Origin of the sequence: Rhodovastum atsumiense (genome assembly GCF_937425535.1) — a bacterium.
Classification (GTDB): domain Bacteria; phylum Pseudomonadota; class Alphaproteobacteria; order Acetobacterales; family Acetobacteraceae; genus Rhodovastum; species Rhodovastum atsumiense.
In genome coordinates this window covers 4,179,413-4,191,951 of sequence record NZ_OW485601.1, presented here as the reverse complement: position 1 = coordinate 4,191,951, position 12,539 = coordinate 4,179,413, and the positions used below count along the sequence as shown (strand labels likewise).

At 69.9% G+C, this 12,539-nt stretch carries 10 protein-coding genes; 7 read left to right on the top strand and 3 right to left on the bottom strand.

What is annotated here, in order from left to right:
• The first annotated feature begins 457 nt into the window (after positions 1 to 457).
• The 7 genes from NBY65_RS19005 to NBY65_RS18975 are packed head-to-tail and all read left to right on the top strand — an operon-like array spanning position 458 to position 9,612.
• Entirely contained in the window at positions 458 to 2,053 is a 1,596-nt protein-coding gene (locus tag NBY65_RS19005; protein ID WP_150040278.1) for an ABC transporter substrate-binding protein, read from the top strand.
• Positions 2,046 to 3,047, top strand: coding sequence for an ABC transporter permease (locus tag NBY65_RS19000; RefSeq protein WP_239002742.1), 1,002 nt, complete (start codon positions 2,046 to 2,048; stop codon positions 3,045 to 3,047). Before NBY65_RS19005 ends, NBY65_RS19000 begins: the two co-directional genes overlap by 8 nt.
• A complete protein-coding gene (locus NBY65_RS18995) occupies positions 3,013 to 3,888 on the top strand; it encodes an ABC transporter permease (RefSeq protein ID WP_150040279.1) in 876 nt (291 codons plus the stop codon). The genes NBY65_RS19000 and NBY65_RS18995 overlap by 35 nt, the downstream gene beginning before the upstream one ends.
• The gene (locus NBY65_RS18990; protein ID WP_150040280.1) at positions 3,885 to 4,877 is read left to right on the top strand and encodes an ABC transporter ATP-binding protein; all 993 of its coding nucleotides are present in this window, start codon (positions 3,885 to 3,887) and stop codon (positions 4,875 to 4,877) included. Before NBY65_RS18995 ends, NBY65_RS18990 begins: the two co-directional genes overlap by 4 nt.
• Positions 4,858 to 5,793 carry an ABC transporter ATP-binding protein gene (locus NBY65_RS18985; protein WP_203330444.1) on the top strand — a complete coding sequence of 312 codons (936 nt, stop codon included), beginning with the start codon at positions 4,858 to 4,860 and terminating at the stop codon, positions 5,791 to 5,793. The genes NBY65_RS18990 and NBY65_RS18985 overlap by 20 nt, the downstream gene beginning before the upstream one ends.
• 13 nt (positions 5,794 to 5,806) lie before the next feature.
• Positions 5,807 to 7,912: a hydantoinase/oxoprolinase family protein gene (locus NBY65_RS18980; protein ID WP_150040282.1), complete on the top strand. Its 2,106-nt coding sequence runs from the start codon at positions 5,807 to 5,809 to the stop codon at positions 7,910 to 7,912.
• On the top strand, positions 7,912 to 9,612 hold the full coding sequence (locus tag NBY65_RS18975; RefSeq protein ID WP_150040283.1) for a hydantoinase B/oxoprolinase family protein: 1,701 nt from the start codon (positions 7,912 to 7,914) through the stop codon (positions 9,610 to 9,612). Before NBY65_RS18980 ends, NBY65_RS18975 begins: the two co-directional genes overlap by 1 nt.
• A gap of 7 nt (positions 9,613 to 9,619) precedes the next feature.
• Here NBY65_RS18975 and NBY65_RS18970 read toward each other — a convergent pair whose 3' ends face one another.
• The 3 genes from NBY65_RS18970 to NBY65_RS18960 all read right to left on the bottom strand — a co-directional run bounded on the left by NBY65_RS18970 (position 9,620) and on the right by NBY65_RS18960 (position 12,198).
• Positions 9,620 to 10,441, bottom strand: coding sequence for a cyclase family protein (locus tag NBY65_RS18970; RefSeq protein ID WP_150040284.1), 822 nt, complete (start codon positions 10,439 to 10,441; stop codon positions 9,620 to 9,622).
• Between the two features lie 149 nt (positions 10,442 to 10,590).
• Complete coding sequence (locus NBY65_RS18965; protein ID WP_150040285.1) at positions 10,591 to 11,163, bottom strand: peroxidase-related enzyme; 573 nt, start codon at positions 11,161 to 11,163, stop codon at positions 10,591 to 10,593.
• 36 nt (positions 11,164 to 11,199) lie between these two features.
• The gene (locus NBY65_RS18960; RefSeq protein ID WP_150040286.1) at positions 11,200 to 12,198 is read right to left on the bottom strand and encodes an ABC transporter substrate-binding protein; all 999 of its coding nucleotides are present in this window, start codon (positions 12,196 to 12,198) and stop codon (positions 11,200 to 11,202) included.
• Between the last annotated feature and the right edge of the window lie 341 nt (positions 12,199 to 12,539).

Here is a 12,539-nt window from a genome sequence, read left to right as displayed (position 1 = left end):
TTTTATGGTTTCTAGATGTATACAATTCCTTGCCCATCTTATTCGAAAGATCGTTGAATGAATGGGCCTGCCAGGACTCGCGCCTGGCGGCCCCGTGGGCGATCCGGCCATTCGGACGGGCATATATCCAACCAGCCAAATCCAAAACCATCATTTCGACACGGAGATTGCCAGGCCAATTAATGCCATTGCGCATCGTTAAAAAATCACCTCATGCCCATAATTTGACAAGCGATTCCCGGGCTTGCTATCGATGCGTCACATATTCACTATCAGGCATGATAATATGTAGGTTTCGACGCACATACGGACAACATCGGTTTTCGTCCGCCCCCATGCGCAAGGTTCGTGCCGCCATCCCGCCCTGCCCGGGCGCGCCGTCGCTTGCGCCGACCAGTCCCCCGGGCCGCCCCCGGCCACGACCACCGCACCGGCCCCGAGAACGGAAAGCCACGTCATGCCAGATGCCCCCATTGCCCTCGGACGCCGCACGCTGCTTGCCAGCGCATCCGCCCTGCTCGCCCTCCCGCGTCCGGGCAACGCGCAGATTTCTGCCGGCGGCAACCGCATGGTCATCGTGCTCGACTACGAGCCGCCCACCCTGGTTTCGCTCACCAATGTCGCCACCCCGGCGCTGACGGTCAGCGGCAAGGTCACCGAGGGGCTGTTGCAATACAGCGAGACCCTCGACCCGGAGCCGGAACTGGCCGCCAGTTGGGAGATCGCGCCGGACGGCCTCACCTACACCTTCCATCTGCGCCAGGGCGTGCGCTGGCACGACGGCCGCCCGTTCACCTCCGCCGACGTCGCCTTTTCAATCGAGCTGCTCAGGAAGGTGCATCCGCGCGGACGGGGCACCTTCGCCAACGTCACCGCCATCGAGACGCCCGACGCCGCCACCGCCGTGCTGCGCCTCTCCAGGCCCGCGCCCTACCTGATCAAGGCGCTGGCCGCCAGCGAATCGCCGATCGTGCCGCGGCACATCTACGAAGGCACCGATCCCGCCGCCAACCCCAACGGCAACGCCCCGGTGGGCACCGGGCCGTTCCGCTTCAAGGAATGGGTGCGCGGCAGCCACATCCTCTACGAGCGCAATCCCGATTACTGGGTGCCCGGCCTGCCGAAACTCGACCAACTGGTCGTCCGCTTCATCCCCGACGCGGCGTCGCGCTCGATCGCCTTCGAAACCGGGGCGGTGGATATCGGCTACCGCACGCCGGTGGCGCTCAGCGACCTCGAACGCCTGCGCCAATTGCCGTCGCTGGCCTTCGAGCCGCGCGGCAACAGCTATTCCTTCAATGTGACGCGGCTGGAATTCAATCTCCAGAACGCCCATTTCGCCCGCCCGCAACTGCGCCAGGCCATTGCCCATGCGATCGACCGCGCGGTGATCGCCCGCACGGTTTATTATGGATACGCAACCATATGCCATTCGCCGATCGCCCCCGGCCTCGCGCAGTTCCACGACCCGGCGCCCACCCCCTACCCCTATGACCCGCGCGCGGCCGAGCGCCTGCTCGACGCCGCCGGCTACCCCCGCGGGGCGGACCGCGTGCGGCTGCGCCTCACCCTCGACTACAACCCGATCGGCAGCGACACCCGCCGCCTTGCCGACTACATCCGCGCCGCGCTCAGCCGCGTCGGCATCGCCGTCGAGGTGCGCTCGCAGGATCTCTCGAGCTTCATCCGCCGCGTCTACACCGATCGCGACTTCGATTTTACGCTGAACGGCGCCAGCAACCTGTTCGACCCGACGGTCGGCGTGCAGCGGCTCTACTGGTCGAAGAACCGCATCAAGGGCGTGCCGTTTTCCAACGGCACCTGGTATCACAACCCGCGCGTGGACGAGCTGCTGGAAACGGCGGCGGTGGAAAACGACCCGGCGCGGCGCGTCGCCCTGTTCCGCGAATTCCAGCAGATCGTCGCCGCCGAGGTGCCGGACCTCAATCTGGTGCAGCCCACCTTCCTGACGATCCACAACCGCCGCGTCACCGATCATTCGCTCACCGCCAACGGGATCGAATCCAACCTTGCGCGGGCCCGTGTTGTCTGACGCGACATGGCGGCGGGCCCTGGCACTGGCGGCCCGCCTGCCACGCCGGGCGCTGCAGGCGGTGCCGGTCGCGATCGGCATCATCGCCCTCGATTTCCTGCTGCTGCAGTTGCTGCCGGGCGATGCGGCCGATGTGCTGGCCGGTGAATCGGGTTCGGCCACCGCCGAGAGCATGGCGGCGATCCGCGTCCGCTTCGGGCTCGATCAGCCGCTGCTGGCGCAGTTCATGAACTATCTCGATCATCTGCTGCATTTCGACCTCGGCATCTCGCCGCGGTACAACCTGCCGGTCTGGCAGATGATCCAGGAGCGCCTGCCCAACACGCTGCTGCTGATGCTCTGCGCGCTGGGTTTCGCGCTGGCGGCGGGGCTGCTGCTCGGCGCGGTGATGGCCAGCTTCGCCGGGCGCTGGCCCGACCGGCTGGTGACGCTATTGGTGCTCGCACTCTACTCCATGCCCGGCTTCTGGGTCGGGCTGATGGCGGTGATCCTGTTCTCGGTGCGGCTCGGCTGGCTGCCGGCGCAGGGCGACGCCAGCATCGGTCTCGACCTGCACGGCCTGGACTGGCTGCTCGACCGCGCAAGCCATCTGGTGCTGCCCGCGCTCGCGCTCGGCTCGTTCTTCGTTGCCATCTACGCGCGGCTGACCCGCGCCGCGATGCTGGAAGTGCAGCGCCAGGACTTCGTCCGCACCGCCCTCGCCAAGGGTCTGCATCCGATACGGGTGCAGCTTGGCCACGTGCTGCGCAACGCGTTGATTCCAGTTACCACCATGGCCGGGCTGCATCTTGGCAACATGCTCGGCGGCGCGGTGGTGGTGGAAACGGTGTTCGGCTGGCCCGGCATGGGGCGGCTCGCGCTCGATGCCGTGCTGGCGCGTGACTACACGGTGCTGCTCGGGGTGCTGCTGCTTTCCTCGTTCGCCGTGATCCTGCTCAACCTCGTGATTGATCTGCTCCATGTCTGGCTCGATCCCCGCATCGCCGGCCGCTGATCCGGTCTGGCAGCGACAGCTACGGGCGCTGCGGCGCAATCCCGCCTTCCTGCTCGGCATGGCGCTGCTGGTGCTGTGCGCCGGCGTCGCGGCCACCGCCGGCTGGGTCTTTCCCGGTGATCCGCTCGACATGGTCGGCCCACCCGCCCTCTGGCCGGGCGAGGACGCCGCCTTTCCGCTCGGCACCGACAGCCTCGGGCGCGACGTGGCCACCGCGCTCGCGCACGGGGCGCGGGTGTCGCTGCTGGTGGGCTTCACCGCCGCCGCCATCGGCCTTGGCATCGGCACGCTGGTAGGCATGCTGGGCGGCTATTTCGGCGGCGCGGCCGATGCGGTGCTCGGGCGCCTGACCGAGCTGTTCCAGACGGTGCCGGCCTTCCTGCTGGTGATCGTGATCGTCGCCATCGGCGGCCCGCAACTGGCGGTGATCGCGCTGGCGATCGGGCTGGCGTCATGGCCGGCGGTGGCGCGGCTGGTGCGCGCGCAGTTCCGCGCCCTGCGCGAGGCCGATTTCGTGCTGGCGGCGCGCAGCCTCGGCTACGGCACGGCGCGGATCATCCTGGCCGAGATCCTGCCCAACGCCCTGCCGCCGGTGCTCGTCAGCGCCTCGGTGATGGTGGCCAACGCGATCCTCACCGAGGCCGGGCTGTCCTTCCTCAACATGGGCGATCCCAACCACATGAGCTGGGGAATGATGATCGGCGACGGACGGCAGTTGCTGCGCACCGCCTGGTTCCTGACGGCGCTGCCGGGGGCGGCGATCGCGCTGGCGGTGCTGGCGCTGAACCTGCTGGGCGACGCGTTGAATGACGCTTTCGATCCACGGCGGCTGGAACGATGAGCGCCGCGCTGCTGGACGTGCGTGACCTCAGCATCGGCCTGCCCGGCCGGCTTCTGGTGGATCGCGTGTCGCTGCGCCTCGCCGCCGGCGAGACGCTGGCGCTGGTGGGTGAATCCGGTTGCGGCAAATCGATGACCGCCCTCGGCGTGCTTGGCCTGCTGCCGCCGGGGGTGCGGATCGAGGCAGGGGTGATCGCGTTCGAAGGCCGCGACATGCGGCGCCTCTCGCCGCGGGCGCTGCGCGCGCTGCGGGGCAACCGGCTGGCGCTGGTGCCGCAGGAACCGCTCGCGGCGCTCAACCCGGTGCAGACCGTGGGCGCGCAGGTGGCCGAGGTGCTGCGCCATCATCAGCGCCTCTCCGCCCGGGCCGCGCGACGGCGGGTGGCCGAACTGTTTGACCTGGTGCAATTGCCCGAGCCGCAGCGGCGCCTCGACGATTTCCCGCATCATCTCTCCGGCGGGCAGCGCCAGCGGGTGATGATCGCCATGGCGGTCGCCTGCAATCCCCGGCTGCTGATCGCCGACGAGCCGACGACCGCGCTCGATGTCACCATCCAGGCGCAGATCCTGGAGCTGCTCGGCCGGCTGCGGGCGGAACTCGGCATGGCGATGCTGCTGATCACCCACGATCTCGGCGTGGTGGCGCAGTGGGCCGACCGGGTGGTGGTGATGTACGCCGGGCGGGTGGTGGAGGAAGCGCCGGTGACGCCGTTCTTCGCCGCCCCCCTGCATCCCTATGCGCGCGGCCTGCGCGCGGCGGCGCTCGGCCCCGAGGGGCGGCACGCCCGCACCGACCGCCTGCCGGAGATCGCCGGGCAGGTCGGCTCGGCGCTCGGGCAGGCGGGCTGCGGCTTCACCCCCCGGTGTCCGCGCGCGCAGGCCACCTGCCATCTTGCCCCACCACCGCTCGAACCCTGCGGGACGGGGCGTTGGCTCGCCTGCCCGCCAGCCGCGCAGGAGGAACGCCAGCGTGTCGCTGCTCTCGGTTGAGGATCTCGTCGTCCGTTACGGCCAGGGGGCCGGGGCGGTGCAGGCCGTGGACGGCGTCACCTTCACCGTCGGCGCCGGCGAGGCGGTGGGGCTGGTGGGTGAATCCGGCTGCGGCAAGTCGAGCCTCGGCCGTGCCATCCTGCGCCTGCAGCCGGCCGCGGCGGGGGCGGTGCGGGTGGAGGGCACCGACATCCTGAGCTTGCCGGAACGGCGGCTCGTGCCGTACCGGCGGCGCCTGCAGATGGTGTTCCAGGATCCGTTCGGCGCGCTCAACCCGCGCCAGACGCTGGCCCGGCTGCTGGAAACGCCCCTGCGCGTGCATGGCGAACGCGACCCCCTCGCCCGCCGCCGGCGCAGCCTGGAGATGCTGGCGCGGGTGGGCCTGCCGGCGGCGGCGCTGCACCGCTACCCCCACGAGTTCAGCGGCGGCCAACGCCAGCGCATCGGCATCGCCCGCGCGCTGATGCTGCGGCCCGACCTCGTGGTGTGCGACGAACCGGTGTCGGCGCTGGATGTCTCGATCCAGGCGCAGATCCTGAACCTGCTGGTGGAGCTGCGTGGCGAGCTGGGCCTGGCCTGCCTGTTCATCTCCCACGATCTCTCGGTGGTGCGCTACTTCGCCGACCGGGTGCTGGTGATGTATCTCGGCCGCATCGTCGAAAGCGCCGACCACGCCACGTTATGGGCCGCGCCCCGCCATCCCTACACGCAGGCGCTGCTGGCTGCGGTGCCGCGCGCCGACCCGGCGCGGCGCACGCCCCCCGCCGCCCTGCGCGGCGATTCCGGCACCGCGCGGCCGGCCACCGGCTGTCGCTTCCGCCCCCGTTGCACGGCGGCCGGGCCGCACTGTGCCACCCACGACCCGGCCTTGCGCGCGGTGGCGCCGGGCCACTTCGTCGCCTGCCATCTCGCCTGAAGGAACACGCCCCATGACTCCCCCCGCCCCCGCGAGGCTCGCCGTCGATATCGGCGGGACCTTCACCGACATGGTGCTGGAGCACGGCGCGCGCCGGACCACCGCCAAGGTGCTCACCCGCCCCGAGGCGCCCGCGCGCGGCGTGCTGGAGGGGGTTCGGCGGGTGCTGGCCGAGGCCGGGGTGGCGCCGGCCGCGGTGGGGCTGATCGTCCACGGCACCACCCTGGCCACCAACGCGATCGTGGAGCGCCGCGGCGCCCGCACCGCGCTGCTGACCACCGAGGGCCATCGCGACAGCATCGAGATCGCCTTCGAGAACCGCTTCGCGCAATATGACGTGTTCATCGAGAAGCCGGCACCGCTGGTGGCGCGCCCCCTGCGCCTCGGCGTGCCGGAACGGATGGATGCGCAAGGCCGGGTTCGCCTGCCGCTGGACGAGACGGCGCTGGCCGATATCGCCGCCACGCTGCGGCGCGAGGCGGTGGAGAGCGTGGCGATCGGCTTCCTGCACAGCTACGCCAACCCGGCACACGAGCAGCGCGCCGCCGCGCTGCTGGCGGAATGGCTGCCCGGGGTGCGGCTGACGCTCTCGGCCGAGGTCTGTCCGGAGATGCGCGAGTACGAGCGGTTCTCCACCGCGGTCGCCAATGCCTACGTGCAGCCGCTGATGGCCCGCTACCTGGAGGAGCTGACCGGGCTGCTGCACGCTGAAGGGTTGAGCTGCCCGTTGCTGCTGATGACCTCCGGCGGCGGCCTGACCACGCTGGAGACGGCGATCCGTTACCCGGTCCGGCTGGTGGAGAGCGGCCCGGCGGGCGGGGCGATCCTGGCCGCACAGGTGGCGCGCGAGCTCGGCCGTGATCGCATTCTCTCCTTCGACATGGGCGGCACCACCGCCAAGATCTGCCTGATCGACGACGGCACCCCGCTCGCGTCCCGCCGCTTCGAGGTGGATCGCCGCTATCGTTTCCTGCAGGGCAGCGGCCTGCCTTTGCGGATTCCGGCGATCGAGATGGTGGAAATCGGCGCCGGCGGTGGCTCGATCGCCGCGGTGGATGCGCTGGCGCGGGTCGCCGTCGGGCCGGAGAGCGCGGGCGCCGATCCTGGTCCGGCCTGCTACGACCGGGGCGGCGAACGCCCGACCGTGACCGACGCCAACCTGCTGCTCGGCCGGATCGACCCGGAAGGCTTCGCCGGCGGCAGCATCGCCCTCACCCCCGGCCGCGCCGAGGCGGCGGTGCGGACGGCGGTGGCGGCGCCGCTCGGCCTGGAGGCCAGCCTCGCCGCCTTCGCGATCACCGAGATGGTGGAAGAGAACATGGCCAATGCCGCGCGCGTGCACGCGGTGGAGCGCGGCACCGAACTGGCCGGCCGCACCCTGGTGGCCTTCGGCGGCAGCGCCCCGCTGCACGCGGCCCGGCTGGCGGAGAAGCTCGGGATCGACGAGGTGGTGATTCCCGCCGGGGCCGGGGTGGGCTCGGCGGTGGGGTTCCTGCGCGCGCCGATCGCCTTCGAGGTGGCCCGCAGCCGGCAGGTCGTGCTCGACGCGCTGGACGCGGAAGAGGTGAACGCGCTGCTGGCGGTGATGGCCGCGGAGGCCGAAGCGGTGGTGCGCCTCGGCGCGCCCGGCGGGCCGATCCGCCTGCGCCGCGCCGCCGATATGCGCTATGTCGGCCAGGGCCACGAAATCACCGTTCCCCTGCCCGAGGCGCCGCTCGACGCCGGCGCCCCGGCCGAGCTGCGGCGGCGTTTCGAGGCCGCCTACACGGCGCTGTTCGCGCGCACCATTCCCGGGCTCGCGGTGGAGGTGATGGGCTGGAGCCTCACCGCCGAATCGCCCGCCCCGCCCGCGCCACCTGCCTCCACCGCGATGGCGGCGACCACGGCGCCCGCCGCCGCCGGCCGGCGACGGCTGTTCGATCCCACCACCGCCGCCTTCATCGAGGTGCCGGTGTACTGGCGCGCCACGCTGCCGCCGGGGGCCGCCATCGCCGGGCCGGCGGTGATCGCCGAGGCGGAAACCACCACCGTCGTCACCGCCGCCTTCACCGCCGCGCTGGATGCCGCCGGCGCCATCTGGCTGCGTGCCGCCCACGGCACCGCCAAGGAGAGCCACTGATGCCCAAAACCGATGGTCTGGCCGCGATCCGCTACCAGGTGATGTGGAACCGGCTGATCGCCGTGGTGGAAGAACAGGCGAAGACGTTGGTCCGCACCGCCTTCGGGGCTTCGACGCGTGAGGCAGGCGATCTCTCCGCCGGGGTGTACGACACCGCCGGGCGGATGCTGGCGCAGGCGGTCACCGGCACGCCGGGGCACGTCAACAGCATGGCCCGCAGCGTGACCTACGTGCTCGACAAGGTGTCGCTGGCGGAGATGGCCGATGGCGACGTGTTCATCCTGAACGACCCGTGGCAGGGCACCGGGCATCTCAACGACATCGTGGTGGTGACGCCGGTGTTCCGGCGCGGCGCCCCGGTGGGGCTGTTCGCCTGCACGCTGCACGTGGTGGATATCGGCGGCATCGGCCTTTCCACCAACGGACGGCAGGTGTTCGAGGAAGGGCTGTGCCTGCCGGTCACGAAGCTGGTGGAAGCGGGGCGGCCGAACCAATGGCTGTTCGACCTGATCGCCGTGAACGTGCGCGAGCCGGTGCAGGTGCTGGGCGACATCCACTCGGAGATCGCCAGCAACGCCGTGGGCGGGCAGCGGCTGGTGGCGATGATGGACGAGTTCAGCCTCGACAGCCTCGACGGGCTGGCGGCGCACATCCTTGCCCATTCCCGCAGCGCCAGCCTGGCGGCGATCCGCGCCCTGCCCTTCGGCACCTGGCGCTACCACATGCGGGTGGACGGGCTGGAGGCGCCGATCGACCTGCACGCTGCGCTGACCATCGGGCCGGAGGGGATCGACGTCGATTTCGCCGGCACGTCCGGTCCCTCGGGCTTCGGCATCAACGTGCCGCTCTGCTACACCGAGGCCTACACGAGCTTCGGCGTGAAATGCATCGTGGCGCCGGAGGTTCCGAACAACACCGCCTCGCTGGCCACCATCCGGGTGACGGCACCGCCGGACAGCATCCTCAACGCCCAGCGCCCGGCGCCGGTGGCCGGGCGGGGGACGATCGGGCAGATGCTGCCCGACGTGGTGTTCGGCTGCCTGCGCCAGGCAATTCCCGATCGCGTCCCGGCCGAGGGGACTTCCTGCCTGTGGAACATCCGCCTGATGGGCGGGCCTGGGCGGGTGGCTGCGGATCCCGCGGTGCTGGCGCGCGCGACGGCGTTCAATGTCACGGGGTTTCATTCCGGCGGCACCGGAGCGCGACCGCGCCAGGACGGGCTGTCCGCCACGGCGTTTCCCTCGGGGGTGCGCAACGTGCCGGTGGAGGTCACCGAAAGCCTGGCGCCGGTGCTGATATGGCGGAAGGAATTCCGCCCCGACAGCGGCGGGGCCGGCACCTGGCGCGGCGGGCTTGGGCAGATCATGGAAATCGAGAGTGCCGAGGCGGCGCCGTTCGCCATCGGCACCGCCTTCGACCGGGTGGTCCATCCGGCCCGTGGTGCCGAGGGCGGGGCACCGGGCGCGACCGGAAGCGTGCGCCTGCGCTCGGGGAAGGTGTTTCCGGGCAAAGGGCAGCACACGGTGCCGGCGGGCGACCGGCTGATCGTGGAAATGCCCGGCGGTGGCGGCATGGGTGATCCGCGCCGACGTGACCCGGCGCTGCTGGCGCGGGATGTGCGGCACGGCTTCGTTTCTTCTGAAGCGGCGGCGCGGGACTACGCTGCGACGCCTGTGCCGAAAGCAAGCGCATCCACCTAGCGCGCGCTCAGACGAGCGCGATCAGCCGGCTCGGCCCACCGGTGGCGCCGCGAATCTTCGGCCCGCCGACCACGATCGTGGCACCGACCGGCGGCACCTGATCGAGATTGGCGACATTCTCCGCGCCCCAGCGCCCCGAAGGCAACCAGAGCACATGCGTCGGGAAATCCTTGGTGGCGCCGATGTCGAAGGAGAGCGTGTCGATCAGCAGGCCGGTCACGCTGCGCTCGCGGATCAGCACTTCGGCCGCGGCGGGGTGCACGCCAGGGAAATGCAGCTTTCCGTCCGGCCCTTCATTGCGGTACTTCGCGGTGCCGAGATGCTGCGCCCAGCCGGTATGGATCGCCACCGCAGCCCGGTCGGGCAGACGGCCGTTGCGCTCTTCCCACGCCTTGATGTCGTCGGGCGTCACGGCATAATCGGCGTTCGCCGCGGCCTGGGCGGCCACGTCGATGACGGCCAGGGGCACGACCAGATCGACGATCGGCAAGGCCGAGGCGTCGGCGCCGTTCTCGCTGAAATGCAACGGCGCGTCGATATGCGTGCCGCTGTGCTCATCCAGCACCCATTGCAGGAAGTTCAGCCCGTCCTTGCGATAGCTGAAGCGGGTGCGCAGTTCGATCCCGGAGGTCCCGAAGAAGGTCGGGAAGGCCGGGTCGAGCGTATGCGTCAGGTCGATCACCTTCTCGAACCGGGTGGGCGGCGTCGCCGCGCTCACCACTTCGGCCCGCAATCCGGTGGCCAGGACCGCTCCCGCTGCCGCCCGGCGGAACAGACGACGACGCGACAGCGCCCGATGCATCGCCTCGTCGCATCCTGCAACACACATGATCATCTCCCCCTGCTGTTGTCCCCGCACGGTCAGTGACCGGGGAATTCGCGATCCGGCACGACATCGAGGGTGATCGTCAGCCGGTCGGCGTCGTTGCAACCCTGACGGTGACCGTGTCCGTCAGGCCGTGCTCGCGCGGGTGACGCTCAGCGGGCGAAGTAGGCGTCGTCCGGCGGCACGCCGAGCGAGATGAAGACGCGGTTGGTGTGGTTGAACCAGGCGCTTGTCTCCAGCGCCTCCAGGATCTCGCCATCGTCGAGCCCGGCATCGCGCAACGCCTGGAAGTCGTCATCACTGACATCCCTGGGCTGGCGGGTGACCTTGAGGGCGAAGGCGACCAGCGCATGCTCGCGGGCCGACAGCCCGGCCAGATGCGGATCGAGCGCGATCCGCCGGGCCCGCACCGGATCACCGAGCGCCTCGCCCAATGCCAGCGTATGATGGATCTCGCACAGGCCGCAGCCATTGCTGGCGGAGACGACGACGGCGATCAGTTCGCGCTCCTGCAACGGCAGGCGCGCCCCTTCGGCACGGAACAGGCTCTGGAAATAGGCGGAGAACCGCGCGGCGAAGTCCGGATTCAGCGCCAGTGCGCGAATCCAGTTCTCGCCGTGGTGCTGCTCCACCAGCGCCCGCGCCGCCGGTGCTTCGCTGCCACGCTCGGCAACCGGCAGGCGCGAAATCCTGCCCGGGGGGGAAGGAAGATGGGTATCGGGCATGTCACGCTCCCTGATCTGGCAGTCCTGATCGCCCCGTCACCCGGTCAGCACGTCCAGGGTGATGCGGTTGGTGAACCTGAGCGGATCGGTGGAAGGCTTGAGGATGCCGACATCCTTGAGATCGCGGGCAAAGGACAGGACCTGCTGGCGGAACTCCTCGCCGGTGGGGCAGCCACGATGCGCGTCGTACGGATAGCTCGCCAGCATCTCGCGGATCTCCGTCGGGCCGGCGATGCTTTGCGGGGCAAAGAATCGCGCGGTCTCCACGGCGAGATCGAGGTTGCGGTCGACCAGCAGCGCCGCTTCGACCATGGCACGGGTCAGCGCCGCCGCCGCCGGCCGGTTCTCGCGGATCAGCGATCCCCGCACCGCGAGGACGCAACAGGTGCGCTGCCCGAGTTCGCCACTGCCGTTGGCTGCCAGTTCGAACAGGTCCCCCTTGCTGCGCTTGATGGCGAAATAGACATTGGGGTGGTTGTCGACGAAGGCGTCGATCTCGCCTTTGCTGACCGCGATCGGGAAGGTGTCGGCAGGAAACTGGCGCCAGGTGACGTCGGTTTCCGGATCGATCCCGGCCTTCTTCAGCGCCGACGCATAGAGAAACCGATTCGGATTGCCCAGATCCGCCAGGCCGATGCGCTTGCCGCGCATGTCCGCGATCCTGGAGATGCCCGCGGCGCGGGAGCCGATCAGATAGGAGCAGCCGGCATGCACGCCGGCCGTCAGCTTCACATCGAAGCCCGCTTCCAGCGGCTTGATGAAGCGCAGGACGTTGTTCGACGTCGCGTCGGCCTTGCCGAGCGCGACGGCTTCGAGAATCGCCGAGGTGTCGCTGCCGACATTGATCGTTTCGACCTCCAGCCCATGCCGCGCGAAGATCCCCTCGCGCTGGGCCAGGCCGACCACGACCAGGCAGGGCGATGTCGGCGTCCAGATGAAAACAAGTTTGGTCAGTTTGCGCGTCAGCGCCGGGGCAGCCAGATCCGGGGCCGGCTTTTGCGCCCGTGCGACACCGCCCAGCAGACCCAGCGGCATGGCAGCGGCGACTGCCTTCAGAAGGCCGCGTCGCGCTGGCCCGCTTCGCCGGCCGGCACCATCAACAGACAGACGGACATTTTCACGTGGAGAGAATGCCACGGGCAAGTTCCCTTGATCACGACCGGCTTCGGCCCTGTAGAAAGAGGCTCATGGAAGCGCGACGAATGATTTCACGACACGGAATGAGAGTCTATATGAAAATGCATAACATCAACGTTGTTTAGGTCGGGAGGGAACACTGCGGCCGGCCCGCCCGGTTCGGGAAGCGCGCAACCCAGGCGCGTTCCGTGTAGCCGTCGTTGCCGGATCCGGATAACGATATCCGCCGCCGGCCCGTC

Excerpts from the sequence above, each read along its gene's own strand:
- NBY65_RS18975 (WP_150040283.1), top strand. The coding sequence starts at position 7,912 with ATGCCCAAAACCGATGGTCTGGCCGCGATCCGCTACCAGGTGATGTGG.
- NBY65_RS18965 (WP_150040285.1), bottom strand. The coding sequence starts at position 11,163 with ATGCCCGATACCCATCTTCCTTCCCCCCCGGGCAGGATTTCGCGCCTG.
- NBY65_RS19005 (WP_150040278.1), top strand. The coding sequence starts at position 458 with ATGCCAGATGCCCCCATTGCCCTCGGACGCCGCACGCTGCTTGCCAGC.
- NBY65_RS18980 (WP_150040282.1), top strand. The coding sequence starts at position 5,807 with ATGACTCCCCCCGCCCCCGCGAGGCTCGCCGTCGATATCGGCGGGACC.
- NBY65_RS18990 (WP_150040280.1), top strand. The coding sequence starts at position 3,885 with ATGAGCGCCGCGCTGCTGGACGTGCGTGACCTCAGCATCGGCCTGCCC.
- NBY65_RS18960 (WP_150040286.1), bottom strand. The coding sequence starts at position 12,198 with ATGCCGCTGGGTCTGCTGGGCGGTGTCGCACGGGCGCAAAAGCCGGCC.
- NBY65_RS18970 (WP_150040284.1), bottom strand. The coding sequence starts at position 10,441 with ATGTGTGTTGCAGGATGCGACGAGGCGATGCATCGGGCGCTGTCGCGT.
- NBY65_RS18995 (WP_150040279.1), top strand. The coding sequence starts at position 3,013 with ATGTCTGGCTCGATCCCCGCATCGCCGGCCGCTGATCCGGTCTGGCAG.